General features: G+C 50.0%; 19 protein-coding genes. 9 read left to right on the forward strand and 10 right to left on the reverse strand.

The features are described from left to right. Positions 1-1,331: 1,331 nt before the first annotated feature. The gene (locus tag AC286M_RS25405) at positions 1,332-1,568 is read left to right on the forward strand and encodes a hypothetical protein (protein WP_488207030.1); all 237 of its coding nucleotides are present in this window, start codon (positions 1,332-1,334) and stop codon (positions 1,566-1,568) included. Positions 1,569-1,658: 90 nt separating this feature from the next. Here AC286M_RS25405 and AC286M_RS25410 read toward each other — a convergent pair whose 3' ends face one another. After that, entirely contained in the window at positions 1,659-3,713 is a 2,055-nt protein-coding gene (locus AC286M_RS25410; protein ID WP_488207031.1) for a glutaminase, read from the reverse strand. A gap of 280 nt (positions 3,714-3,993) precedes the next feature. On the opposite strand from AC286M_RS25410, the gene AC286M_RS25415 reads away from it, so the two are divergent. After that, complete coding sequence (locus AC286M_RS25415) at positions 3,994-4,464, forward strand: hypothetical protein (RefSeq protein WP_488207032.1); 471 nt, start codon at positions 3,994-3,996, stop codon at positions 4,462-4,464. Positions 4,465-4,580: 116 nt separating this feature from the next. On the opposite strand, the gene AC286M_RS25420 is transcribed toward AC286M_RS25415, so the two are convergent. Further along, positions 4,581-5,504: a TIGR04168 family protein gene (locus AC286M_RS25420; RefSeq protein ID WP_488207033.1), complete on the reverse strand. Its 924-nt coding sequence runs from the start codon at positions 5,502-5,504 to the stop codon at positions 4,581-4,583. Between the two features lie 276 nt (positions 5,505-5,780). Between AC286M_RS25420 and AC286M_RS25425 the strand changes: the two genes are divergently transcribed. Beyond that, positions 5,781-6,422: a chromophore lyase CpcT/CpeT gene (locus tag AC286M_RS25425; protein ID WP_488207034.1), complete on the forward strand. Its 642-nt coding sequence runs from the start codon at positions 5,781-5,783 to the stop codon at positions 6,420-6,422. 147 nt (positions 6,423-6,569) lie between these two features. Here the strand turns inward: AC286M_RS25425 and AC286M_RS25430 are convergent, their stop codons facing one another. Next, complete coding sequence (locus AC286M_RS25430; protein ID WP_488207035.1) at positions 6,570-9,263, reverse strand: CHAT domain-containing protein; 2,694 nt, start codon at positions 9,261-9,263, stop codon at positions 6,570-6,572. 545 nt (positions 9,264-9,808) lie between these two features. On the opposite strand from AC286M_RS25430, the gene AC286M_RS25435 reads away from it, so the two are divergent. The 3 genes from AC286M_RS25435 (at position 9,809) to queC (ending at position 14,406) form a co-directional block, all read left to right on the forward strand. Then, positions 9,809-12,154 carry a CHASE4 domain-containing protein gene (locus tag AC286M_RS25435; protein ID WP_488207036.1) on the forward strand — a complete coding sequence of 782 codons (2,346 nt, stop codon included), beginning with the start codon at positions 9,809-9,811 and terminating at the stop codon, positions 12,152-12,154. Between the two features lie 91 nt (positions 12,155-12,245). Beyond that, positions 12,246-13,445 (forward strand): IS4 family transposase, encoded by a 1,200-nt coding sequence (locus AC286M_RS25440; protein WP_488203413.1) that lies wholly within the window; start codon positions 12,246-12,248, stop codon positions 13,443-13,445. 262 nt (positions 13,446-13,707) lie between these two features. Next, positions 13,708-14,406, forward strand: a complete 699-nt coding sequence (queC, locus tag AC286M_RS25445) for a 7-cyano-7-deazaguanine synthase QueC (protein ID WP_488207037.1) — start codon at positions 13,708-13,710, stop codon at positions 14,404-14,406. A gap of 106 nt (positions 14,407-14,512) precedes the next feature. Here the strand turns inward: queC and AC286M_RS25450 are convergent, their stop codons facing one another. Both AC286M_RS25450 and AC286M_RS25455 read right to left on the reverse strand, forming a co-directional pair. After that, positions 14,513-14,845, reverse strand: coding sequence for a hypothetical protein (locus AC286M_RS25450; protein WP_488207038.1), 333 nt, complete (start codon positions 14,843-14,845; stop codon positions 14,513-14,515). 54 nt (positions 14,846-14,899) lie between these two features. Then, complete coding sequence (locus tag AC286M_RS25455; RefSeq protein ID WP_488207039.1) at positions 14,900-15,319, reverse strand: SPFH domain-containing protein; 420 nt, start codon at positions 15,317-15,319, stop codon at positions 14,900-14,902. 290 nt (positions 15,320-15,609) lie between these two features. Between AC286M_RS25455 and AC286M_RS25460 the strand changes: the two genes are divergently transcribed. Next, positions 15,610-17,151, forward strand: a complete 1,542-nt coding sequence (locus AC286M_RS25460) for an AAA family ATPase (protein ID WP_488207040.1) — start codon at positions 15,610-15,612, stop codon at positions 17,149-17,151. Here AC286M_RS25460 and AC286M_RS25465 read toward each other — a convergent pair. From AC286M_RS25465 to AC286M_RS25480, 4 genes are all read right to left on the reverse strand, one after another. Beyond that, a complete protein-coding gene (locus AC286M_RS25465) occupies positions 17,148-18,737 on the reverse strand; it encodes an FAD-dependent oxidoreductase (protein ID WP_488207041.1) in 1,590 nt (529 codons plus the stop codon). The genes AC286M_RS25460 and AC286M_RS25465 overlap by 4 nt on opposite strands. Before the next feature lie 252 nt (positions 18,738-18,989). Then, positions 18,990-20,135, reverse strand: a complete 1,146-nt coding sequence (locus AC286M_RS25470) for a beta-ketoacyl-ACP synthase (RefSeq protein ID WP_488207042.1) — start codon at positions 20,133-20,135, stop codon at positions 18,990-18,992. A gap of 578 nt (positions 20,136-20,713) precedes the next feature. Further along, a complete protein-coding gene (locus AC286M_RS25475) occupies positions 20,714-21,496 on the reverse strand; it encodes a peptidylprolyl isomerase (RefSeq protein WP_488207043.1) in 783 nt (260 codons plus the stop codon). Between the two features lie 291 nt (positions 21,497-21,787). Beyond that, the gene (locus tag AC286M_RS25480) at positions 21,788-22,363 is read right to left on the reverse strand and encodes a photosystem I assembly protein Ycf4 (RefSeq protein ID WP_488207044.1); all 576 of its coding nucleotides are present in this window, start codon (positions 22,361-22,363) and stop codon (positions 21,788-21,790) included. Between the two features lie 886 nt (positions 22,364-23,249). Between AC286M_RS25480 and psbD the strand changes: the two genes are divergently transcribed. Together psbD and psbC are read left to right on the forward strand one after the other, a co-directional pair. Next, complete coding sequence (gene psbD, locus AC286M_RS25485) at positions 23,250-24,308, forward strand: photosystem II reaction center subunit D2 (RefSeq protein WP_488205527.1); 1,059 nt, start codon at positions 23,250-23,252, stop codon at positions 24,306-24,308. Then, positions 24,292-25,671 (forward strand): photosystem II reaction center protein CP43, encoded by a 1,380-nt coding sequence (psbC, locus tag AC286M_RS25490; RefSeq protein ID WP_488207045.1) that lies wholly within the window; start codon positions 24,292-24,294, stop codon positions 25,669-25,671. Before psbD ends, psbC begins: the two co-directional genes overlap by 17 nt. Positions 25,672-25,775: 104 nt before the next feature. On the opposite strand, the gene AC286M_RS25495 is transcribed toward psbC, so the two are convergent. Then, a complete protein-coding gene (locus AC286M_RS25495) occupies positions 25,776-26,462 on the reverse strand; it encodes a hypothetical protein (protein ID WP_488207046.1) in 687 nt (228 codons plus the stop codon). Positions 26,463-26,466: the final 4 nt, after the last annotated feature.

Genomic DNA, 26,466 nt, shown 5'->3' on the forward strand with positions numbered 1-26,466 from the left:
TCATCTAGAGGATGAATACCTTGACCAGCACGTGATTGCGAACGGGTTGAGCGAGAGTTGGGCGAGTGTACCATGGAAACCTCCAGAAAAAAGTAAATTAATGCATCAACATATGACAGAAGATGAATATTAACCCCAAACCAAATCGTTTCACGAAAGCAAATGAAACTGAGCGCGATTTCCTACCGTGAAGACGCCAAAACAACCGGCTGTTATCACTTAAAAGTCGAACGTTCACCGTTTCGGGTTGCCTGATCTTGCACCCAATCGATCTAGAACCCAAAGCTGTCATATTGCTACGGCACTGTGGCGGCAACACGACTTTTCAGGCTGGGGGACAAGATGTAATTATTGGACATTTGGGGGTTAGCAGCGGCCAAACAGCTTGTCGTTCTGTAGCAAGCTATGCCTGACAGCACTAGCATCGCTGCGGTGGATTGCGATGGGTCTAAAACAAACTCACCCTGACAAGGCTACCTCATCCTGATTAAGTTTGCTCAAGACTTTGGCTTAAATCTTACTTATATCGTTCCCTAGATAGACTCAGAACTATCAAAAATAGGAAATGATAAAGACTGAAGCAAATAAGATGATTTCATCTTATTCCTAAATAGTCACTGACCAATGTGTAATATCCGTCCTTTATGCGTTCGGTTTTTATCCTGATAACAAACAAATGTTTTTCCTACGGTATTAGAGGCGCTTACGCAGGGATAATCAAAACTCATTCACGCTGGATTCAGACCTTATCCACAACTATCTGCTCTTGATTACATGTAGCTATGTGCGATTGCAGGCTACTTCTCCCATCAATCAACGTTTAGCTGTAACAAACTTGCAATAAAACTGTAACAAAAATCAAAAACAAAACTCGATTAATATCCTGTAATTGTTTGCACCCACTGTTTGCAGTTATTTGTATTAAACCTGTATTCAACTTGCATTCAGTATTGAGCCCTTGTCCTCAACCCTATTCATTTTGAACTAGCGTAACTTAGTCATCATTTCATCATTATTTCTGTTAAGAAAGTCATTGTTTGCTCACTTGGATACATTATGTCGAGTCAGTTTTACCGTTTTATAGATTCTGATAGCGGTGGTTAGCCGATGTGCAATGTATTTGTAGAACTGGAGCAGTTGACACGGCGGTATGTTTATTACAGGGTATCCAGTACACATACCAAGCGTAATACCGAATATAAAACGTGCTGTTGCCCAACTTTAACGTCAAACGTGATGAACTGATAATTAAATCTTTGTGATTGAGGACTGATAAGGCTTGGCGGTCTTAAACCATCTACTTTGAATTCTTTACTATTATGAGCAATTTAATGAACTCCAAACTCAATCAGCAAGCTTTTTGTCCGGTTTGTGATCACCCACTGCTACGACACGTCAATAAGGGCAGTATTGTTCTGTTTTGCACCTCATGTCGCCAAGAATTCTCATCTATTCTGATTGAGTCCGAGACGATTTCAGCGAATGCCGTTCAAGCTAAATTATCCCTATCTGATTCGATTTCGGTTGAACCGTCTATTCCCTTAGCTCCACCGGCTGTTGCCCAGTAGTGCCAAATCTGAAGAGAAAGAACCGAGCTGTTTTTGTGAACGTCCGGCATGATCGGACGTTCACAAAAACAGCTCGGTTTTTTAGCAGACTTATTTTTGGGTAAACGTCCAAATACCCGCCCAGTTGTTCGGAATGCCTTCTACCTGCAACTGCTGAATGCGATGGAGATAGAGCCGAGCGGTTTGGTCAAACGGATTGATTGTGACAACCTGCTTAAAACAGGCAGTGGCCTTGACAAAGTCGCCTTGGCAATAATGCTGAATCCCTTTATCAAATAGCGTGGCTGTTTCTTGCTTCAGTTGCTGAATTGGTGCTGGTTCAGCATTGAGCACTTCATAAACGCCGATGGGTTCAGTCCGGCCTTTGACAATGGCACGATCGAGAAAGCGAAACTGGTAGGTTGGGCGCTGCAGCTGATTAAGTGCGTCTTCTGAGACCAAAAGATGCACCCCGTAATATTTGGTTAATCCTTCCAGTCGCGCAGTCAGCGTAATCGTGCCGGAAAAGGCATCGCCCTGCATCCGATTGGATTCGCCAATAATGCCAATCATCATGTGGCCAACGTGGACGCCGATGCCGATGTTGATGGACGGTTCACCAGCCGCTTGGCGCTGCCGATTATAGTCCTGCAAGCGCTTGAGCTTAGCCAGTCCGGCTGCGATCGCATCATCCACTCCACTGGGGAAAACGGCCATCAGCCCATCTCCCAGGTATTTGATCGTGATGCCGTGATATCTGTGAATTTCCGGGCCGACGTGCCCCAGATAGGCATTGATAAAGTCAAAGCTTTCCTGCGGCGTCATGTATTCCGACAGTGCCGTAAATGAGCGAATGTCTGAGAACATGACCGCCATTTCGGTACTAACGTAGTCGCCTAGATCGACATCAACGATGCTATCCTTATGCAGAAATTTTAGGTACTCATGGGGCACAAACCGCCCGTAGGCATTGACAAGCGCCTCTAACTGCCGATTGGCGGCACTCAGCTCTTGTTCGCGAGCCTGAATCGTTTCCACCATGTTGGTGAACACCCGCGCCAGTTCGCCTAACTCATCGGCACGCTGGACAAGGCTATCGAGACTGTTGGCCGCAAACGTGCCCTGCTTAACTGCGATCGCAGCAGCGGTAATTTTTTCAACCTGCTCGATATATTTCGCCATCTGCTGGTTCTTTTCATAAATATTGAACACATGCAGATGGTGATCGGTGGCCAAATCCTGGCAGACTTTCATGCCGCGAATGCTATTGCCGTGGTCATCCAGCCGAGGCGAAAAGATGCCAATTCCCTGCTTTTGGGGCACGATTCCCATCACGCCGCCATTCGGTTCAGCCTGGGCGGGAATGCCAACCTGATATGTCCATTCCCCAGACGAGTCATGCATGCCGCAGGTCAAGATAACGCTAATTACGTCCTGAATGTACTGTTCCTGAATGGCCCGCTCTCCCGTAACTGGATTCAACCCGCCATTGGCCAGAGTTGCCGCAATCACCGCCAAGTCGCGACTGTTAACCATGACCGAACTGCACTGAAAATAAAGGTCGAGCACATCGGTGATCGGGCGCTGCACCAGCCCCATTTTCACCATCAAATGTGCGATCGCTTGTTCCCGCTCACCCTGCTCTTTTTGCGAGAGAAAAACTGGCAGACTGGTCAAAATATCCCGTCCGGCGTAGCGGCTCAGCATCGCCATCACCCGCTTAAACCGACTGACCAAGCTGTCACCTTTGATCAATCCCGCAATCACGATTGCCCCAGTGTCCGTCAGCGGGTTATGGGGACGATGTTTATTGCTGTTCAACCCAATCAGCGTTTCTAGTTCGCGATAGGGTTCGATGCCAACGTAGTGACTTACCTGCTCTCGTCCGTGATCTTCCAGTGCTAGGCCATAGAGCAGGGCACGAGACAGGGCTTGAATTGCAAAGGGCTGGTGGCAGTGGCCTACCTCATACACCTGACCATCGACCGTGGCAATACACACGCCAAAAAAGTCGGCTGCGGGTGGTTCAATTCCGGCTAACGGATTGGCAGGCTTACCCTCGGTGAAAGACTGGTACTTCTCGTGCAGATCCACTAAGTACGTCCGAAACGGGGATGCAATATCCTGAATGGCGCTGGTTAGCGATCGCAGATTGGAATCGTTCATACTACGCATCCACGGCTCGGTTCGTCTGTTATAAAACTGGCATGAGGCACCCTACGATTTCGTTAATTTGGTTCATATTAGAAAAAGGGCGAAGCGACGGACGATGCAACAGTCAGTTAATTAGCTCGCGTCAGGTGCTGGTTTTCCACAATACAAGATTTCAACAGCAGGTGTCGAAGACCGGGAAAATACGGATTATTCGTAATACGTCCGTATTTGCAACTAGGCTTAGGTATTACTATAAAGTTGAAAATATTTAAGCTTTGAACACCATTTTAATGTGAGCCATCGTCCGCCGAAACTACTGTATGGAAAACTGTCACAGGAACGTATGGGCTTAGAAATGGGCTGTGCTGCTGGAATTGGCATCGGCGTTGTGCTGGTGCTGCTGGTGCTGCTGATTAAAAGCTACTGGCCGATTTTCCTGGCCATTACGCTGGGGCTAATTGGATGGCGATTTTGGCGACGACGACAGCGAACCATCAAGGCTAAGCAGACGTTTCTTCAGCAAACGTTTTACCAGTTGCTCCAGGCAAACCGGGGTCGCATTACGGTGTTTGATTTTGCGGTGCATACCAACCTGACTGGGCCAGAAGCGAGAGAGTTTCTGAATGCCCGCGCCCGTGAGTTTTACGCCAATTTTGAGCCGAACGATCACGGTGATGTGCTGTATGTATTCCCAACGTTAAGCTCGATGTCTCAATCGGCTGTTTCGAGTTCTCTCGATCAGCTGAATCAGAGTATGGACTAGCGATTTTACGTGCCTAGAGTGTTTATTTTGTGTAAAAGTCAGGCTGTGCCTAACTTTTACACAAAATAATGCGGGTTCTTTTTAATTGGATTCGGTATTATCAATGCACGATATCGTTAATGCGCGATCGCAGTTTCAGCTTCGTACAAAATTTCTTCTGAAGCGACTTGATACTCAGAATTCACCCAAATCAATGCGGCCTTTGTAACCTGCTGTGCCCGCAGCGTCACCTGGGAAAAGTTTCGCAGTACGCCCTGCTCCGTTTCAATCACGCGCGGCACGCTGGCGCAGTTTACATAAACCGTATGGGCTTTATCGACTGATACCATTTGGCGCAGTCGATCTTTACGATGCCGCAAGCGATGGTGCATGTGACCAAAGGTGACAAGAGGAATGACTTTGCCGAGTTCTCTGGCCTGTGCGATCGCAACTGCCAAATCCGGATCACCATAGTCTCCTCCGATCGGGTTCCAATCTTTACCACAGGGCGCTTCTGCCGTATCACCGAGTCCCGTTGGCCCACAGTGACCAATCATCAAAACCGTTTCGTATGCCGCTTGCTGCATGGAGTTCATAATTTGCTCGATGGATTCCTCGAACCCTAAAATCCCGTAGCGCTCTTGGTAAAACTGTCCGTTTTTCCAGGCGCTGCCACCCCAGCTAAACGGGCGTCCGCCCACAATTGAAAGTTTGAGATCGGCTAAATCCAGCTTGCTGTAGCCAACGTGGGCTTCTCCCAGTAAATCCAACTGAGCTTGGACGCGGTCTTCCAATCTGCGATCGTAGGGGCATTTGCTCCGTCCCCAGTCGGAAGCACTGTACCACGCATCGTGGTTGCCCATAATTGCAGCCTTTGGAATTTCAAGTTCAGCAATCTGCCGCACAACGTCTACCGATTCATTGCCAAAATCCCCCACAAACAGCGCTAAATCAAACCCAAGCTGAGTCAACGCCTCGTTGTCAGCGGCACTCCACTGGTCATGAATATCCCCGATTAATGCAATATTGACCGTCTGCTCCTGGTGCATTTGAGCCTTCATTCCTCCTCCTACTGCTGCCCTGCTTAAGCCGGACTTGCGGTGTGCGTATGCCTGCAATGCAGCAACACTCGCTTCTTCCTAGTGTAGGTGCGAATGACCTGAGGTTGCTGCTTATCGAAAAACTGACTAATGTCTCAGATCCAATGGCAACGGCTACCTCTAAAGTTTTGGCGAGCAAGTTTTGGTAAGAAAGTTTTGGCAAGATAGGAGAACCAAGCATGACGAAGCGGGGTTGAAATGGGGTTAAAGATAAGACGGTCTAGGAATAGTTGTGGTTTGAGCAAGATAAGTGGAGTTGCGATCGCACTTCTGCCGATTCTGTTCAGCTGGCCCGTTCAGGCCAATCCGGATCTAGAGTTACAGGCAGACGAAATTGTGTCGTATCTGGTCGGACAGATGGATACATCGGCACAGGCAGCAGCCAGTGAGGAAACAGCGGCGGTGCAGATGACAACCTGCGTGATTCAAGTTGAGGCGAGTGAAACAGGCAGTCGTGATGGTCAAGGAACGTACCTTTACCAGGAACAGGCGCTGATGGCCCAGCTTGAGCAGCCCTATCGGCAACGGTTTTTACAGATTGTGCCCCACGAACTGAGCCAGAGTGTGCGATCACACAGCTACAAGCCGTCTCATCCGGCAGCTTGGATTGGTCTATGTGAGCAACCTGAAGCAAATCGGATGGTGCCAGCAGCGGACTTAGGCGAGTCGGTGTGTGACGTGTTTTTACGCCCCGTGCCGAGCGGCTACCTCGGTAAAACGCCAATTGGCGGCTGTCCGGCTGATTTCCGGGGCGCGGTACGCATTACCAATCAGGTACTGCTACATGCTCAGGGAATGAATACCTGGGATCGGGGATTTGACGCCGACGGAAATCAAGTCTGGGGCGCGGAGGACACGGCCTATCAGTTTCGCCGCTAATCGATCATCGCCATCTCGATTACAGCCATCGTCTACCCTTGCCATTTGGGATGGAGATCTTGATACGTTTCAACGTTTCAACGTTTCAACGTTCGAACGCTCCAACGCTCAAACGTTTCAACATGTTCAGAGCTTCCCATCTTGTCCCTAGTTAAACAAATTGGGCAGGGTTTGCCAGTCTGCGATCGCGGATTCGCTCCAGAGCCAGTTTTGCGCCAGCTTGAGGGTTTGGAACTGCTCTGCATCATTGCTAATCACCGTGCGATAAAGCTTGTGTGCTTTACTGAGCATGGTGGTTTGAATGGGATCGGGCTGGCTTTGAGCCAGTTGTGCAGAGGCCAGCGCCAGTCCAGCATAGGCAGTTAAGGCGTGATCATCATCAGTCAGCGAAGGCTCAACCAAAGCGTATTCCTCCGAATCGGGCGCATAATTAGGGATTTGCTGTTTGAGCGCGGCAGTTTGTTGTTCTTCAATCATCGACAGAGCATTGAGCCAAGTCTGGGCAGCAACCTCAAAGCGGTCTTCTGCGTAATAGGCAAAACCGAGCGCAATCTGATAGAGCGGGTTTTCCGACTCATCCGCCACCGCAGCTTCCCAGTAGCGACGGGCATCGCTAGCGCTGTAATCTGCATTGCCAACCTCTATAAACTGCCAGGCCAAACGCCCCTTGAGGAAGTTGATCGTTGGATCATTCAGCAGAGACGAGGGAACTTCAGCCAAAACGGTTTCGGCTTGGGGCAGTGCGCCGCGATCGAGCAGCACTTCAACCGCATCGGCGGCGGAGTCTACATTACCGTTTTGGAGCCGCACGAGCGCAATCGTCGTCAAATCGCCTGTCGTCTGTTCTGCTAACTGATCCGAGGACATGGACTGAATGGGATCGGGTACCTGCTCAATCTCGTCTAAAATTCCCGGCGATCGCCCATTCTGGCTGGCGAGATGCAGCACGGCAGTGCTGAGTAATGCCGCCGCCAAAATACTGACCACGCCTGCGCCAATTCCGGCCCAGAGCAACTTGCGATCGCGATTTCTAGGATTTTGAGGCTGATTCGATTCACCTGAGGATGGTGATGCAGATGGATAAGCTGCAGCCGAACCCGCTTCATTTGGATAAGGTAATTCGGATGGATAAGGTAATTCTGGGTTTGCGCCAGGTTGATCTACGGCTGGTGGCTGTGTCCAATCTCGATAAAGGGTCGAAACCCGCTGGGAAGATGCGTCCGGCAGCAAGACCTCGTCTTGAGATGCACGAACGGACGGCTCAGTCGTAGGAGCCGCGCTGGATTCTGTATGTGAGAGTTGTTCAATCAGGTTGGCAACCGTGGCGGCATCATCGGCATAGCGGCTGGTGTCCTGATCTAGCTCATCGGCCAATGCGCTGACATCTGACCCAGAGGGCAAACCGGACTGGGCCGCAGGCCACTCGGCAGGTGCAGCTTCTGAACCAGCCTCTGACTGAGTGGGCTGAGCATCCAGCCAAGGCCGCAGCGACTCATCATCCCACTCGGACGCAAATGGGGCAGATTCCAGTTGCGATAGCTCATCGTTAATACCCACTTGGATGCCTGCTTCTGCGATCGCATCGGCAAACTCTGGATCATGCCAATTTGTCGTCGCATCCAAATCCAGGCTGTCGTAGCCCGCCATCAGCGGTAGGCCAGCGTCAGTGGTTGCGGCAGCCACATAGCCATCAAACTGGTGATGAAGATATAGAACGGGCAGCGCCCAGTAGAGCTGCTGAGAACCATAGGCCGAGATCAAACCCTGCCGTGCTCGACTAAGGCTCAAATCCACCGGATAGCCCTGTTTTAAATTGCGGTAGAACAGGCGCGACAGCGTGATAGCTACCTCGTCGGGAATCCGCTCAGCCATCGCCAGTACACCAGGAACGCCACGCCGCAGCAGAGCCTGCGCTAAATTCCGCTGGCCATTTTCCGCGGCCAACCCTGGATCAGCGTCATAGTTGCCGCGACAGGAATTGAGCACTGCCATGCGAATGCCGTTGTTGACGAGCAATCCTGCTAAATCTTCACCATTGAGAATTTCGGTCAGCCCGGTTTTGGAATTGACCAAATACAGACTGCCACCCAAAGGCCCCGGATCGCTGTGGCCAGCATAGTGAAAAACCTGATAGTTACCCTGCTCCAAAGCTTGAGTCAACTCCGCTCGTCCTGGCTGTTCCAGCAGCTTGATTTCTACGGTTGGCGCATCCGCAATCAAGAGGGGCGACTGCGATCGCACCAGTTCTTGCGAAAGCTGCTGAAATTCCTGCCGCAGTAAGAGCCGTTCTTGATCGGTCGGTGCGGCAGTCACCATCAGGATACGCAGCGGCTGCTCCGAGCGCTTTTGCCAGGGATGGGGGCTAAAGGTTGGGCTGCTCCGTTCTACCTGATAGCGCGAAAAGACAATATCCGTTCCCGTTGCCAGCGGACGATCGCCATCGTGCAGCACTTCCCAGGGCAACTGATGCAGCCGTGCCTCCGGTAAGCCGACCCGCAGCCGCAATCCTTCACGCCGATGCTGCGCAATACTTTGGGCCGCCATCCAGCTATCGCGCACCGACCCTTGAAAAAGAGCCGTATAGAGTTCCTGCCCCAGAACCAGCAGACTCTGCGGCGCATCCGCTTCACCGGACAAATCTGCATCTGGACGGGCAAAGGGCTGCTGAAGAATGGACAAAATCGGATCGTCCAATTCTTGACGAGTTTGCTGTAACCAGCGCTCAATCGGCCAGGTCACTTGTTCTTCGGCAATACGCACTCCCGTCGCCATACGCTCTGTACGAATCAAGTAGGTATCTTGGCCAACGGGGGTAATGGATAGATGAAACTCCTGGGTCACAATGCGGATCTCCTGACGGCTTGTATCAAGTCCGTGTGTAAAAACCGCTTTATTTCTATGAAAATAAAGCACGGTTTTACTCGGACTTTGTATGAATACCAAATGCGTTTCTCGGTGAATCTAGATCAGTCCAGATTCAGTCCGGATTTAGTCCGGATTAGCCCAAATCAAGCGTGCTAGCTTGACCCCAAACGATGCGATCGCAACCGTTTAGCTGAATCAATATCTAGCGCTCGGATTTTATTTGATGAACCAAAATTGAGATTGATATCCAGTACAGGTGCCGAACTTGATTCGTTTTTGTGAATAATTAATCGGTCAACTTCTCACAAAAACGAATGACGGTTTTTCACTCGACTTGGGTATGAATCATTCATTCAGATGCGATGGATTTGAGCAAAAGTAGATGCAGTCGTCACGTGCCCTGTAGATAGTTTGACGACACTCAAAACCACTGAAGTTCCCTCATTTACAGGTAGAGGGGTCACTCTTATAACTGCCACATGCAGACAGCGATGAAGTCCTAAAACGAGCTGTTTTGCTCTATGCCGATTTTAATCTTGGCACCCGATACACCCTGTCCTGTCTCGATCGTTCCAGGTGCGATCGCGCTTGTCGTCCTGTCCCCACACATCTTCACAATATCGCAGCCAATTAAGCGCCGAGAGCGGAGAGAAATTTACACAGTTTTAATCGTTTTGCTTTGGCTGAAGGGTATTTTAAGCCTAAGCCACTTGAATTCTCTTGGCTACAGTCAAACCATGAAGTCACGTCAGCCTTTCTTGAGTACCCTGCAACCGAAAGTTCTCGCTGCGGTTGGTGGTACCTGCTTGGTACTGTTTTTGGGTCAGCTAGGTGTGGCTCGCTCTATTATCGTGCGCGGCTATGCCAATTTAGAACTAGAGCAGGCTCAAACCAATGCCGAGCGGCTAGAGCGATCCTTCGCCCGAGACATCGAAAACTTAATGGCCATGATTCGGGATTGGGCCGTTTGGGATGACACCTATCAATTTGTGCAGACCGGAGACGAGGCGTATATCAAATCGAACCTCACGTCTGATACGTTTATGTCCCTGTCTCTGAATTTGATCGCGATTTTTGATGACGATGGCAACTTAATCTACGGCCAGGTGTCGGATGTCGATGCTGCAAGCCAAACCGACATCCCACCAGAGCTGTTGGCTGCGATCACTCAGCATCCAGATTTACTAAATCGTTCACTGGCATCTCCCCATATTTCAGGATTTGTACGCCTCAATCAAATCCCAATGGTGCTGGTCAGCCACGCCATTCTAACCAGCACGAACGAAGGCCCCGTCCAAGGCAGTTTAATCATGGGCCAGTACTTTGGCGATCTACAGCTAGCCGAACTGACAGAAACCACTCGTCTGCCTGTAGACAGCTTTATGTATGGTGCCGATTCGAAAGAGTGGTCGCAGGATGTGCGTGCGATCGCACCAACCCTAACCCATCAAGCTCAACCCACGGCAGTTCAAGTTTTAAATTCAGAGCAAATTGCGGCCTATGCCCGCATCTCGGATTTGAGTGGACAACCCGCAATGATTTTGAAAACCACCAGCGATCGCGAGATTTATACCAGGGGACAAATCAGCCTGCACTATTACTTTTGGTCTTCGCTAATTATTGGTGCAGGGTTTTGCCTGCTCATTTTGCTGCTGTTACGCTATCTCGTCCTGTCTCGATTAGAATGGCTCAGCCAACAGGTCAACCAGATTGGGACGACAGATTTGGCTACCAACACTCCTAAACCCGTTCAAGTTACGCTCTCGGGGCATGACGAGATGGCACAATTGGCCCAGACCATTAACTGGGCGCTCCAGCAGCTGCATCAGCGAACTGCTGAACTTCAGGCGGCCAAGCAAATGGCGGAAGTCGCCAAAGAAGCCGCAGATGGCGCGAATCAGGCAAAAAGTACTTTTCTAGCCAACATGAGCCACGAGCTGCGCACGCCGCTAAATGCCATTTTGGGATTTGCCCAGGTCTTGGGCCGCGATCGCAGTTTAACGTCCGAGCAGCACGAAAAAATCCGGATTATCAATCAAAGTGGAGAGCATTTGCTGAGTCTCATCAACGATGTGCTAGACATGTCCAAAATCGAGGCTGAGCATATCGAACTGCATCCCAGCCCCTTTGATCTGCCCTACCTGCTGGAAACCCTGGAAGATATGCTGCATCTCAAGGTCGAATCGAAGGGCATCACGCTCACTGTTGCATCTGACCCAACGGTGCCTCAGTACATCTACGGCGACAGTCGCAAACTCCAGCAAAGCCTGATCAATCTGCTCAACAACGCCATCAAGTTCACAACAGAAGGTGATATCAAACTAACTGTGGCTTGCCTAAATCCGTCTCCCGAGCCTATACTGCCGGGGCGACCCGTTCACCTACAGTTTTCGGTAGCAGATACCGGAGTCGGCATCGCACAAGATGAACTTCCCTTACTGTTTGAACCCTTTGCTCAGACCGAATCCGGGCGACAGGCCCAGCAGGGAACTGGCCTTGGATTATCGATTAGCCGCAAGTTCGTGGAACTCATGGGAGGAGAAATCACCGTTAACAGCCAAGTTGGCAAAGGCACAACCTTTACTTTCGATATCTGGGCCGAAATTGCCGATGGTCGGATGGCAGCCAGCGCGTTCGCTCCGCAACACATCGTGATCGGTTTGGCACCGGGTCAACCCTCTTACCGCATCCTGGTGGTAGATGACCGCCCCCTCAACCGCAAGCTGTTAATTGATCTACTAGGCCCAATTGGGTTCGAACTGCGGGAAGCAGAAAATGGTCAAGCTGCGATCGCACAGTGGGAAGCTTGGCAGCCCCATTTGATTTGGATGGATATGCGCATGCCTGTGCTCAATCTAACCGGGTGACAAGCGAGTTCAGAACCAAGGTGGACAAAGCTTTGAGAGAATAACAGAGGCAAAGAAATAGGGAGCCTTGAGCAGACTCCCCCAACCAAATATGTTTCCTGCATTCTACCAAACCACCCTCCAAGCTCATCTGAGCGACCCGCAGTATTTGACCCTGCAGCTCTTGTTATGTTTGCTACAGGCCCATCGTCAGGTCAAACTGTCAGTTTTAGCCAGTGTCTTTCCTCAACCGATTCAATATGGCAGTCGAAAACGGAACTTACAGCGGTTTTTAGTCTTGCCTCAACTGAGGGTCAAACTGCTGTGGTTTCCGCTGGTGAAATACTGGATTCGGCAAGAGCAAACCGGACGGGGATTGAATCGATCCCAACGCCGCCGCCTCAAACAACTGAAGCATCAAAAGTATGGCTACTGGATTCTGGCGATTGACCGCACTCAGTGGAAAGGGCGAAATATCTTCATGGTCTCTCTGATCTGGGGCACCCATGCCCTGCCCCTGTATTGGGAGGTCTTAAAGCAAAGCGGCAACAGCGACCTTCGGACTCAAAAACGACTGCTAAAAGCCGTTTTCCCCCTGTTGAAATCCTACCCCGTCTTAGTGCTTGGAGACCGAGAGTTCCATAGTCCAAAACTAGCTAAATGGCTAGACTCCAGGGGCATCATGTTTGCCTTGCGGCAGAAGAAAGACCTTCATTTTCAAGTGAGTGTGCAACAGGAGTATACCGTGGTGAAAGACTTGGGCATTCAACCCGGCATGAGACAGTTCTATCGGGGCATCTTGGCCAACAAAGGCGATGGGTTGGGTCCCTTTAATTTGGCGATCTATTGGAAACGAAGCTATCGTAACAAAGGCCCGAAAGACCCCTGGTATATTCTCACCAATCTGCCTAATTTGAAGCAGGCCATTGAGATCTATCGCTGTCGCTGGGGCATTGAGCAGCTCTTCAAGGACTGTAAGACTGGGGGCTACAACTTAGAGGACACCAAGGTCAATGAACCCCGATTTTTAGCCTTGCTCTTACTCATTGCGATCGCGTACAGTTTGGCCACCCTACAGGGGCAATGGATGCGGCAACTCCGCATTGACCACTATGCTGGACGTATTCAAAAACACCAAGATAAAACCTTGCGACACAGTGAGTTCAGCTTGGCTCTCTATGGGCAACGGTGGACGTATGGGATGGAACTGTGGGCCAATCAAGCGTTTCAGTTGATGGCGCTCAAACCCCACAAACGCCTCTATTTTCAGCGGGGTCTCCGTGCCCTATCCTTGATGCAGCAAGCTATCTAGCTATGTTGTCACCCTTTCAGTTATTTCCAATACAATCTAATATTCAGTTTTACGGATTAGCGCTACGGATGAGGTCAGTGCTGAGTGCTGAGTACTAATTTGTATCCGCGATCTGGATAATCAGCTACAGATCTGAGCTTAGAGCATGTTTGCTGTTGCATCGCGGCGGCAACATGCTGTGTTAAAACTTAGTTTTCAAATCTAGAAGTCAGTCGCGAAATCTCGTACTACAGTAGACAGTGTTGCGAACTCATCTTGCTCTATGGCTCAACCCAAAGCCGTTATTTTGCTATCCGGCGGATTAGACTCGGCCACTGCGGCGGCCCAAGCGATCGCAGATGGTTATGAACCGATTGCCCTATCGTTACGTTATGGTCAGCGTCACGACCGAGAACTTCAGGCAGCCCAGCAAATCGCCCAGCACTTGGGCATTGCGGAACATCAAATTATTGATGTAAACCTGGCTCAGTGGGGCGGTTCCTCATTGACCGATCGTAATCAAGCCTTACCTCAAGAGGGGGTGAAGCCCAACGAAATTCCCTCGACTTACGTACCTGGGCGCAACACAGTTTTTATTGCGATCGCACTTTCTTTGGCAGAAGCTAGGGGAGCCGACGCTATTTATCTCGGCATTAATGCTGTGGATTACTCCGGCTATCCGGACTGTCGGCCTGATTACCTCAGCGCCTTTCAGCGATTGGCCGAGCTATCGTCAAAAGCAGGTTTAGAAGGGCATGCCCCACAACTGATTGCGCCACTGGTGAGGGACAGCAAAGTCGATATTGTAAAACGAGCTGTGCAGCTCGGTGTGCCCGTGCCCGCAACCTGGTCGTGCTACCAAGGTGGAGAGGAACCCTGTGGGCGCTGCGACTCTTGCCGGATTCGCGATCGCGCTTTAATTGAAGCTGGCTATGAGCAGTGGGCCACACCCGCTGGGCGAGCGCTATACGCAACGGCCTAAGTCAACCACCTAACTACAGAAGTCACATTGCGCTAATAGAGAAAATAGGGAGCAGGCCTTGCCTGTTCCCTATTGCTTTAGCTGGAGTAATTCATCTAAAGAATGTTTAGTTCGTAATGTTGCTTAAACCTTCTCTGACTTTCTCTTCAACCGTTGTCTCCTGCTGTGAGTTTTCAGGACGATTCATTCGGTTGGCATCAGCACTACCCTGTACCTCGTTAACACCTCTGCGTGCTTCGGTTTGCACTTTGTTGCGACCACGGGGTTCCTCTTGCAGAACCTGCTCAGACTTATTACGCACTTTGGGCAGCGAATCTGATCCCTCATGAGAGCTAGCAGCGGCTGGCAGCACATGAGAAAGCGTGAGCAGAACGCCAAAACAAACAGCGATTAAAACACGTGCGATCGCACGAAAAGACGACTTAAGTTGAATAGTCATTCATGACCTCCAATAAACATTTAAATGTAAAACAAATGATGATCTAACTACTAATTAGTCAAAGAAATCTTTGACTTGAGATTTTGCTCGCTCAGCAGCTCGCTCGGTGCGATCCATGCTACGTTCAGCTTTGCCCTGTGTCCGATTAACGGCTCGTTCTGCTTTCCGCTCTGCTCTGTTTAGGTCGCGACGAATTTTTCCTTGCGGATCTTGGACAGCCTTTTCAAGTTGTCGCCGGGCCTCAGGGCTGGTTTTATCTTCGAACTCATCTTTAGCTCGCTCTCTGACAACATCAGAAGCGGCTGCAATTTGATAGGAGGGAGACTGATTAGAAAGTGCGATCGCAGGTTGGCTAAATGCGAATAAAAAGCTACTTCCACTTACAAAAACAGCCAGCATTACACCGAAACCAACCGCCGCTTTCAGCATTGATTTCAGCAATAGATGCCCTTTACTAATTAGAAAATTAGTCATAATTTAATTCCTTCTAAGTAATGGCATCACTATTAGTATCGTGAACGGGATCAAACTCACATCCATCTGAAGTTGATTATTTTTTTGTCAATACGATCTTTACTCTCTCTATCGATAGAGGTGTGCCCAAGATCGGGTGCGATCGCAGTTATGCATTGCAGAGGTGTATTGCAGGGGCAAAGGCATGTGCAGATGGAATATCAAATTTCGTCAAGCGTTAGTCTACTCTCCGGAGTCGGGCACATTAGGATTGTTGGTTACTAATAATCTTCCACCGCTGGTTTTGCCCTATGTCTCTATCGGTTAGCGTGCGCGATATTCAAACCCTTGTGCAGGCGTTTCATCCCATTGTGGTGATTGAAACGGTTGAAGAAGAACGAGTGCTGGAACTCTTGCAAACGGCTACCAAAGACATGTCAATGCCGCTGTTTCAGTGGAGTATTGCCAACGGTCTGTCGAAAACTCAAGATAGCTTCAATGCTCCCTGGAACAATCAATATGCTCCGCCCGGTTCCCTCAAGTCGGCCTCGCTCGAAAATACGACTGAACCGATTGACGTGCTGAAGCACATCAGTGGCCTCAATATTCAGGCCATTTTTTGGCTGAAGGATTTTGGTAAGCATCTAGATGAGGCGGCGGTCGCACGACAACTGCGCGAGGTGGCACAGGACTTTTCTCTCAACCGCAGCGCCATTGTGATTACGGGTGAGAATGTCTCGCTACCGCCTGAAATTGCCCATGATGCCGTATTCTATGACCTGAAGCTGCCGGAGCGAGATGAGCTGTATAAGGCTGTCTCTCAAACGGTGAAATCGCTGCAAAACCGCAACCGAATCTCAATTGAGCTACAGGAAGACGATGTGCGATCGCTGGTGCAGGCGCTTAGCGGCATGACACTTAAACAGGCTCGTCAGGTCGTCGCCTATGCAGCTCTGGAAGATGGTAAACTCTGCACCCACGACATCAGCCGCATTTTGCATCGCAAGGCTCAGCTAATCCATGAAGGAGGACTGCTAGATTATCTGCCGATGGATCACGAAACGATTGATATCGGTGGCTTTGGTGGTCTCAAGCGGTGGCTAGCCGAAGCAAAAGTTGGATTCAGTTCCCAAGCCCAGGCACTCAATCTGCCTGCGCCCAAAGGTATTCTGATTGTGGGTATCCAAGGCTGCGGCAAATCGCTAGCCGCTAAAAGTATTGCTCGCGGTTGGCGGATGCCTTTGCTCAAGCTGGATGCGGGGCGACTCTACGATAAGTACATTGGTGAGTCGGAGAAAAACTTTCGGCAAGCAATTACCCTGGCAGAGTCAATGGCTCCTACCGTTTTATGGATTGATGAAATTGAAAAAAGCTTCAACGGCGGTAGCGGCGGCGATACGGATGGCGGGCTCAGCCAGCGCATGTTCGGCTCATTTTTAACCTGGATGCAGGAGAAATCCCATGAGGTCTTTGTTGTCGCAACGGCTAACGACATTTCTAAGATTCCACCGGAACTGCTGCGCAAAGGGCGGTTTGACGAAATCTTTTTTGTCGATTTGCCCAATGCTCAGGAACGAGCTGATATCGTAGGCATTCACCTGACGCGACGGCGACAAGACCCAATGCAGTTTGACATGCCAGCGCTGGTAGCGGCCACGGATGGCTTCAGCGGGGCCGAAATTGAGCAGGCGGTGATTAGTTCCCTCTATCACGCGCTGTATCTTAAGAAGCAGCCTTCAACCGAGCTAATGTTGGAAAAAATCAAAACCATGATTCCACTTTCGGTGGCTCGCCGAGAAGACCTACAGCGGCTACGTGCGATCGCACAAGAGCGCTTTGTTAGCGTCCGTTAATCATCAGAATCGTAATCTCCACCCGAACCATATTGCCAAGCATCCTGACGGCGATGCCAACGGTAGCGCTGTTCGGGCGGCAACTGTTCTATCCAGTTTCCGAGCGGTCTATCCAGCGAATTCAATACACTGTACAGTGATAGTCCACCATAATGCCGCAGCCAGTCTACCAAGCTGCCAATCCCCACCTGTGGCAGAATCTGCGTTACCATCAGCGGCTGTGCCGTAGTCGCTTTGAGCAGCGTTTTTGTCAATGCGGGAAACTGCACCACATCCTGCATAAACGGCTTCAGTACATCATCCCCCAGACCAGCCATCTGCTGAAAAACGCTAGACAGCAAGTCATTGATTTGGTTCGGTTGCAACGACTGATCAATACCGACGCTCATCGAGCGCTGAAACAGCCAGGTCACCGACAAATTCGGCTGATAGGGCTGGAGTAGCGCCAAGTCTGCCTGGCCCACTTGATCACAGCGCAGTGCCTCGTCAATGCCCTTGGTTAATCGTTTGAGGTGCCGAATCATTGCACCAAAGCCACCAAAGCTAAGCGGCGACTGGCTCCCGCTGCTATCTCCAATGGGCAATAGCCGATCGTAGGAATAGTGTAATGGGCTTTGCCGATAGCAGGGAAAAAAGCCAAACAGCGCTCGCTGAATATCGAGCTGATCGAGTTCAATATTTTGATAAGTCGGTAAAAGCTGAAAATACTCATTAAACAGCGTTTCCAAACTGGGTCGCTCCGGATGGGCATCTACATAGGTAAACATGTAGGTTGTGCGCCCATCCCGTGCTGGAAATGCTTCCCAAAAATACTGACACTGATTGCGAATTGGCGTAAACGAGGCAATCAGATCTCCTGTTTCGTTCTGCTCATAGCCCTGAGCACAGGTGCCCACCACCAAACAAACCGCATCTGGCTTTTGGCTACCGCGTACATGGCGCACAATTGGTGAAAAATGCCCCATCGCATCCAGCAGCAGGCGAGCTGTCAGCGATTCTGCTGAAGAGACAGCGTCTTGCTGACGCAGATATTTCACCTGCACACCGTCGGCCTGGACAATGACTGACTCAAACGAAGCATTTTCAATCAGTTCACCCCCTGCCGCCAGAAACTTTTGCTTCAGCGTTTCCAGCAAATAAACCGGATCAACGCCGACATTCAGCACATCGCGTACCCAAAAGTCCGGCCCCTGATGGAAATGAATTCGGCCTGGATTGTATTCTGTTGCGATCGCAGTTTCCAGTTCAGTCTCTGTTAGCAATCCCAAATCGACTAGCTCTCGGATTTCTCGCCGGGAAATATTCCACTCTTGGTCTCGTCCCCGTAACTGCCCCCGTTCCAAGAGCGCCACTCGCCAACCTTGTTGTGCCAGTGCCGCACCCATCATGATGCCCAGGGTGCCACCGCAGATGACAACATCCCAATCGGGCAGGCGATCCAGGCCCTCAGCGGTAGTGGTCACAATATCCGGATGGGGTTGGGGTGAGTTTCCTTGTCGATACTGCTGCCAAACCTGATCCGCGCGGCGCAAACGCTCAAGTGTTTTATCGGGAAGCGGCGAGAGATACTGCTCAGTAAGAGACATAGGCTCAACTACAACGGCTGCTGTTCTTTTCTATGCTATAGCCCAAAAGCTAGTACATATGCCAGTTTTCAGTTGTTCCAAGCCAGATCAGTATAAAAATGATCATGGAAACTCAAATTTATGTCTGTGGATTAAAGGCTGAGTGCTTGAGTATGGGTATTAGGTTTTGGAGTTTTGGGTATTAGGTTTTGGGTGCTGAGCTTTGAGTCTTTCAGCTTTTACAGCCCTCTACATTCCTCACGCCTCACTTCTTCAACCACCAAATGGCTGTCCAACGGCTACAACTGCATTTTGGCCACCAAAGCCAAAACTGAAGCATAGGGCAGTCTTAATTGAAGCAGAGTGAGCCTGTCGAACAAAATTCAAGGAAAAATCGGGCTGTTTCAGACCTACACAAGGAGGGGCTGTCTGGTGTCGAAGTGCCAATAAGCAAAAGCTCAGTCCTAAAGCTCCAGATGCTCCCAGGCTGTGACCTGTTGCTCCTTTAGTTGAGCTGACGAGGGGGGCATGAGGAAAAAGCTGCTGGATGAGAGTGGCCTCGTTTTGATCATTCAGCCGTGTACTGGTGCCGTGTGCGTGAATATAGTCCACCTCTGGGGTACTAAGATGACTGCGCTTTAGACAGTGCTCAATAGCTGCGATCGCAGCTTGCTGATCGGGATTGGGCGCACTGACATGATGCCCATCTGCCGTGAGTCCTACACCTAAAATTTGGCCATACACCTTCGCATCGTGCTGTACTGCCGAACGAGCCGACTCCAGTACCAACACAGCCGCTGCTTCTCCAAGTACCAGTCCTTCCCGCTGCCGATCAAAAGGATAACAGCCTGTTGCTGCCAAGGCACCCATTTTGCGGAATCCGGCCAGTGACAGTGGCGTAATGGGCGCTTCAACTGCCCCTGCTAAAACGCGATCGCACTGTCCCGTTTTGATTAATTCATATCCTTGTGCGACTGCCCACAGCCCAGTCGCACAAGCTGCCATTGGTGCTTGTACAACCCCCGCCGCTCCAATCTGATGAGCTGCTGCGATCGCACACTGATGAGGCAGCACATTTAACCATCTTGACAAGCTGCTTAGGGAACGTTGCTGAGCAATATACTCGATTTGCCCTTGATAGCTGCGGCTGGAGCCCATCACCACGCCACAGTCTGACAATGGTGGTTCTAACTGAGCATCTTGTAAAGCCTCAGCCACCGCTCGATAGCGCAACTGATTTAGATCAACCGGACTATCCTGAATTAGTGCTAGAGGGAAAGATTCTAGTGTAGGAAAAGGCTGGTGAAGTGCGATCGCAGTCTGTCCTTTTAAAGTCCGACCCCAAGTTTCCGTTAAATTTCCTAGCGCTGAAACAATCCCAATTCCGGTTACTAATACAGCTTGCTCTGATGCACTCACCGCTCAATGTGTTGGTATGTCCGACGTTATGCTTCAGTGATGGATGGGGGATAGAAGACCATGAAGGCTGTAGAGGGATATAAAGAGCTATGAAGGGAGCCTAGGGCACTGTTTATACATATCTGAATAGTTCTTCTAAATCCCGGACTAATCCCCCTTAGAAAGGAGAACTTTGAACGACTTCCCCCTTTTTTAAGGAGGGCTAGGGGGGATCTCAACGTCGGAACGAAGTCCAACAGACTTATGCATAGTAGTAGGAGTCTGGGAGAGGTGGAAGTGGTCATTCAGGATTGTCGTGTGGCCGTTCGGCATGGTGGCGCTGAAGTAAATCATAACCCGCCGAATTGCAGACTAGAGTTGCACGGTCAACCTCTTCTAATAACCATTGACTTGTAAGAAGGTGTATCTGAGTCTCCATGACTTCACAAGCCTCTACAGCCTCTACAACCCAATCCACCTTACCTCCCAAAACCTAGAACCTAATACTCTAGACTTTATTAGAAATAAAGTTTTTGGGGTTGGAAATTGTTTTGTAGCGCGGCGAAGCCGCGCTACAAAACAATTTCCGATAAAGTCTTCTACTTCTCCTCCGAGTCCGCTGCCTTCTCCACGTCAGCGTTTTTCAAGTTTTCTTCACCCTCAATTACTCGCGCCGATTCAATCACATCTCCCTGCTGAATGGAGTCGATCACATCCATCCCAGATTGCACATAGCCAAATACGGCATAGCTACCGTCTAGAAATGGGACATCTGACAACGTGACATAAAACTGGGAGGAAGCCGAATTGGGCAGTGCAGAGCGGGCCATTGCGACAGCGCCCCGCCGATGATTAAGCACTGGAGAGGATGAAATATTCATTTCCTCAAATGTCTGACCGTAAACGGGCTGCTCCGCTCCTTCAGGCTGGATTTCTAAGGGGATGTAGCGAGGTTCTTGAGTGTTGGGGTCGATAAAACTGCCTGTCCCAAGTTGTTGAGGAGGAAAATTGGGATCTTTACTTTGCGGATCGCCCCCCTGGACAACAAACGGCTGCGGTTCTCGTACAACCCGATGGAACACTAAACCGTCGTAAACACCACGCTTGACCAAATCAACAAAGTTACCCGCTGTTACTGGCGCATGTCCACCATCAACTTCAATGACAATGGGTTCACCTTTAACAATAAGTTCTACTGTTGCGGTTCCCTCCAACACAGGTAAGTTCTGAAGCTGTGGCTGAGAGGTCTGGGCAATGGCGGGAGCACCAGCAGCGGCATTATCGGGTTGTCCAGCTTCAGTCTGAGATGACGAACAGCTCGTTAACGTTAAAGCTGTACAAACTAAACCAATCGTGAACCAGCGGGAAAAACTTAGCTGCATGTCCAATTCAAACTCCTTGAAGATGGCAAAGTATCGCCTTGCTGTGAAAGTACAGTACCGATGGATGACCAACAAGGGATCTATAGGAAAATCCAAGCAAAGGATGATTATTACATACCGACAACAGATTGCGATCGCAGATGATCGCGCTCAATCATCCGTTACTATCCATTACGTAACCCTGTTGTGTACGCTGACTTGGCGTTCTAGTTATTTAGGATGAGCCCGTTCATTGTAATCCTTAGACAGCCTAACCTAAGGCAATCTACAAATGAATCTGCACCGAACTGTCTACAAACCTTCAAGCGGCACTTCTAGAAAGCGGGCTAACGCTGCACCTTGGTTTTCCAATTGCGACAACGGCAAAGGCTGTCCAACTCGCGTCAAGGGAAGATCACCACTGCCTTTTACCCGTAGATACAAGGCGCGACGAGGATTGAGACCTTCTTTGATCTCAACTCGAATAGATTGAACATCTTCCAAGCTGTGGGAAATATCAATTTTGCGGTTTTGTCCAGGAAAGCCCCAACGAAAGACTGTTAGCTTACCGGAATTCTTATTAAATTCGTTGTAGCCACCGCCAATATCCCAGAGAATAACCAGCCACAAGTACAGCGATAGCAACAAGCCAGCTACACCATAAAAGCTCATTGCAATGCCTTGGGGCACAAATACAAGCTGGGTTGGATCAGAGAACGGCAGCAGATTGACTTTGAAATAACTGGATAACCCAGCCAGCAGGAACCCGCCTGCCCCCAGTGCGATCACTGTAGCCCAGAAGTAGTTACTCAAGCGGCGAGAACCGATAATGGTTTGCCGCAGCACTCGATCATTTTGTGTTGTCTTCGTTTTAATGGATGCAGTCATAAGTAGTTGTTTGTTAATGCGTTGAATCTCTTAATGAGTCGTCTATGGGATGAATTGGAGCTGAACGGATCGGAGTGCAATTGACGAATTGCCTAACTGTAAGTCTTCGTTAAGGAATTCAGTCTGAGAAAATTCTAGCGAGATTCCTTCGATCTTTAAGGTCCTGCTGGAAACGGCCAGATCTTATACCTTACAGAACTAAAGCCCCAGTTAGGCAGATTATCACTGCTCGATAACCACAATCCAGAGAGAAAACCAAAGATGAAAATGATACGAACTATTGAAATTGGCAATCGTTACGTCGATTCCAGAGGCAAGCCAAGCCCAAAAAAATTGATGTCCTGCACTACGAAGATACGTGTAAATATTATCTGCCGATAGGGTGATGCAGTTTAGCAAACACATCATGTTGTATTCGTGTAGGCGGTATATGGTCAATATATAGCCGATTTTGACTAAATTTAGCGATCTGGACTCATATATCGCTTCCATTATTAAAAATGCCTTGTAAACCGCGTGATTTCTGGCTTTGGCGAGACCATCTCTGTAGAGGATTTGCGCGATCGCGCGTCCGTTCAATTCGTGCTACACCTTCGATTAGAGCAAAAAACTGCCTGAGAAATTACGTATCGGATTGTAAAATCCGGGATCTCTCCTTATCATATAGAAACGTTAAATCCGCGAAGGCTTGGCTCTTGAGCCAACTTTCGGTTGCTGAGACTAGAACAATGTGGCCTGATCATTCTCATAATCTGAGATGATATTTCACAACACGTTCTGTCTCCGGATGCCAAAGAAGTTTCGTCTTTAGTTGCAGTAGATTCTTAGTCATGTACTGCATAAGATAGATTTCTTTGGGTAGACGCAATATTAATGAGGATTTGAGATGACCATAGCAATGGGACGGGCGCAAGCCAATCGAGGATGGTTCGACGTCCTCGATGACTGGCTCAAGCGCGACCGATTCGTCTTTATTGGCTGGTCTGGTCTTTTGCTATTCCCCTGCGCCTACATGGCGATTGGTGGATGGCTGACCGGCACCACCTTCGTTACCTCCTGGTATACCCACGGTCTAGCCTCTTCCTACCTGGAAGGCTGTAACTTCTTGACCGTCGCGGTATCCACACCCGCTGACAGCATGGGACACTCCCTGCTGTTCCTGTGGGGTCCTGAAGCTCAAGGCGACTTCGTACGCTGGTGTCAAATCGGCGGCTTGTGGAGCTTTGTAGCGCTGCACGGTGCCTTCGGTCTGATTGGCTTCATGCTGCGACAGTTCGAGATTGCTCGACTGGTGGGCGTACGTCCGTACAACGCGATCGCATTTTCTGCGCCGATTGCCGTTTTCGTATCCGTTTTCTTGATGTACCCCTTAGGCCAATCGAGCTGGTTCTTTGCACCGAGCTTCGGTGTGGCGGCCATCTTCCGCTTCCTGCTGTTCCTGCAGGGCTTCCACAACTGGACATTGAATCCCTTCCACATGATGGGCGTAGCTGGTGTCCTGGGCGGCGCACTGCTGTGTGCGATTCACGGTGCGACGGTTGAGAACACGCTGTTTGAAGATGGCGACTCGTCGAACACCTTCCGAGCGTTCAACCCGACCCAGTCGGAAGAGACCTACTCGATGGTGACCGCGAACCGATTCTGGTCGCAGATTTTCGGTATCGCCTTCTCCAACAAGCGCTGGCTGCACTTCTTCATGCTGTTTGTGCCCGTGACGGGTCTGTGGATGAGTGCGGTTGGCATTGTAGGTCTAGCATTGAACCTGCGGGCCTATGACTTCATCAGTCAGGAAGTTCGAGCTGCAGAAGACCCTGAGTTTGAGACCTTCTACACCAAGAACATCCTGCTGAACGAGGGTATCCGTGCCTGGATGGCCCCGCAAGACCAACCCCACGAAAGCTTTGTATTCCCTGAGGAGGTTCTGCCCCGTGGTAACGCTCTCTAATACGATTGTGGGCGGACGCGACCAAGCAACTTCAGGTTTTGCCTGGTGGGCAGGTAATGCTCGTCTGATCAACCTGTCCGGTAAACTGCTTGGTGCTCACGTTGCTCACGCTGGTTTGATTGTTTTCTGGGCTGGTGCAATGACCCTGTTTGAGGTCGCTCACTTTGTACCCGAAAAGCCCATGTATGAGCAGGGTTTAATCCTGCTGCCTCACCTCGCAACCCTTGGCTGGGGTGTTGGCCCTGGTGGTGAAGTATTTGATACTTTCCCCTATTTTGTTGTTGGTGTTTTACACCTTATTTCCTCTGCTGTTCTTGGCTTGGGTGGTATTTACCACGCGGTTCGTGGCCCTGAAACGCTAGAAGAGTACTCTGCGTTCTTCGGCTACGACTGGAAAGACAAGAACAAGATGACCACTATCATCGGTATTCACCTGATCCTGTTGGGATGTGGTGCATTCCTGCTCGTGCTGAAGGCGATGTTCTTCGGTGGTGTTTATGACACCTGGGCACCGGGTGGTGGTGACGTGCGGTTAATTACGAACCCCACGCTAAACCCAGCTATTATTTTTGGCTATCTGGCTGGCTCCCCCTTTGGTGGCGACGGCTGGATCGTTGGTGTCGACAACATGGAAGACATCATCGGTGGTCATATTTGGGTTGGTTTGATCTGCATCGCAGGTGGTGTTTGGCACATTCTGACTAAGCCATTTGCTTGGGCACGCCGCGCATTCATCTGGTCGGGTGAAGCTTACCTCTCCTACAGCCTCGGTGCTTTGTCCCTGATGGGCTTCATTGCTGCTTGTATGGTTTGGTTTAACAACACTGCTTATCCCAGTGAGTTTTACGGCCCTACCAATGCTGAAGCATCTCAGGCTCAGGCTATGACCTTCTTGGTTCGTGACCAGCGTCTGGGTGCCAATATTGGTGCAGCTCAAGGTCCAACTGGTTTGGGTAAGTATCTGATGCGTTCTCCCACTGGTGAGATTATCTTCGGTGGTGAAACCATGCGTTTTTGGGACTTCCGTGGTCCTTGGCTGGAGCCTCTACGTGGACCTAATGGTCTGGACTTAGACAAGCTCCGCAATGACATTCAGCCTTGGCAAGTTCGTCGTGCGGCTGAATATATGACCCACGCACCCAACGCATCCATCAACTCGGTAGGTGGCATTATTACCGAGATCAACTCTGTGAACTTTGTGAACCCTCGTCAGTGGCTGGCAACGTCTCACTTTGTACTGGCGTTCTTCTTCCTGGTTGGTCACCTGTGGCATGCTGGTCGTGCTCGGGCGGCTGCGGCTGGATTCGAGCGCGGTATCAACCGTTCGACTGAGCCTGTATTGTCAATGCCTGACCTTGACTAGGTTTCAAGAAACTGGATTCTCTAAGGAGAGTCTTGAAGTTTGAAAAGGGCGACCTTATTGAGGTCGCCCTTTTCGTTTGCTGAGTTTATCGAGCTTACGTTGAACTATTCGCGGACAAAGTCAGATTCAAGCGTTAAATCCAGGTCGGTTTCAGGTTCGATAATGATGACCTCAACTTCGTCTTCATTGCCCTGATTGATCAGTATTTCTGCCAGAACGCCAACGCCTGCTCCGCCTAATACTTCCAAAATATCAATGCTGCCAAAAATTTCGGATAAGACAGCAGCAGCGGCACCGCCGACTATCGCACCACGCAGGATATCAGGATCGGAGTCTTCGGTGATGATCTGAGTATCCGTAATCTCATCCGAAGTGGCATTGATTGTCAAAGCCTCTTCGTCATTGTCAATACTTGTGTCTGGGAAGACAATGCTTTCGGAGACAAACTGTGTGCCATTATCGGTGGGGCGCAGTTCTCCGGTGATGACGCTATTTTCTGGAATGACGACCCGATTAGTGGAGGGCGATCGCACATCGTCAGCAACGATCAAGTTGACTTCTGCTGTTTCGTCCGGCTTGATGATGATTCGTTCGGCCTCGTTATACTGCACGGGAATTTGCGTACCTGTGGGTAACCTGTACTCTAGCCGCTGTTCTAAAAGCTGAGCGATAGAATAGGGTTTGGGTTGAGTCTGAGCCGCGACTGCGACAGATGGCAGCGTTGTGGCGGTTGCCATGCCCAAGACTACTGTGAATGCTGTTCCGGTATGCCACCCTTTAAACCGTGTCATTGTA

Source organism: Thainema salinarum CENA647 (genome assembly GCF_057732415.1).

Excerpts from the sequence above, each read along its gene's own strand:
- queC (WP_488207037.1), top strand. The coding sequence starts at position 13,708 with ATGGCTCAACCCAAAGCCGTTATTTTGCTATCCGGCGGATTAGACTCG.
- AC286M_RS25465 (WP_488207041.1), bottom strand. The coding sequence starts at position 18,737 with ATGTCTCTTACTGAGCAGTATCTCTCGCCGCTTCCCGATAAAACACTT.
- AC286M_RS25460 (WP_488207040.1), top strand. The coding sequence starts at position 15,610 with ATGTCTCTATCGGTTAGCGTGCGCGATATTCAAACCCTTGTGCAGGCG.
- AC286M_RS25480 (WP_488207044.1), bottom strand. The coding sequence starts at position 22,363 with ATGACTGCATCCATTAAAACGAAGACAACACAAAATGATCGAGTGCTG.
- AC286M_RS25495 (WP_488207046.1), bottom strand. The coding sequence starts at position 26,462 with ATGACACGGTTTAAAGGGTGGCATACCGGAACAGCATTCACAGTAGTC.
- AC286M_RS25440 (WP_488203413.1), top strand. The coding sequence starts at position 12,246 with ATGTTTCCTGCATTCTACCAAACCACCCTCCAAGCTCATCTGAGCGAC.
- AC286M_RS25455 (WP_488207039.1), bottom strand. The coding sequence starts at position 15,319 with ATGACTAATTTTCTAATTAGTAAAGGGCATCTATTGCTGAAATCAATG.
- AC286M_RS25420 (WP_488207033.1), bottom strand. The coding sequence starts at position 5,504 with ATGAAGGCTCAAATGCACCAGGAGCAGACGGTCAATATTGCATTAATC.
- AC286M_RS25475 (WP_488207043.1), bottom strand. The coding sequence starts at position 21,496 with ATGCAGCTAAGTTTTTCCCGCTGGTTCACGATTGGTTTAGTTTGTACA.
- AC286M_RS25405 (WP_488207030.1), top strand. The coding sequence starts at position 1,332 with ATGAACTCCAAACTCAATCAGCAAGCTTTTTGTCCGGTTTGTGATCAC.
- psbD (WP_488205527.1), top strand. The coding sequence starts at position 23,250 with ATGACCATAGCAATGGGACGGGCGCAAGCCAATCGAGGATGGTTCGAC.
- AC286M_RS25410 (WP_488207031.1), bottom strand. The coding sequence starts at position 3,713 with ATGAACGATTCCAATCTGCGATCGCTAACCAGCGCCATTCAGGATATT.
- AC286M_RS25435 (WP_488207036.1), top strand. The coding sequence starts at position 9,809 with ATGCCGATTTTAATCTTGGCACCCGATACACCCTGTCCTGTCTCGATC.
- AC286M_RS25450 (WP_488207038.1), bottom strand. The coding sequence starts at position 14,845 with ATGACTATTCAACTTAAGTCGTCTTTTCGTGCGATCGCACGTGTTTTA.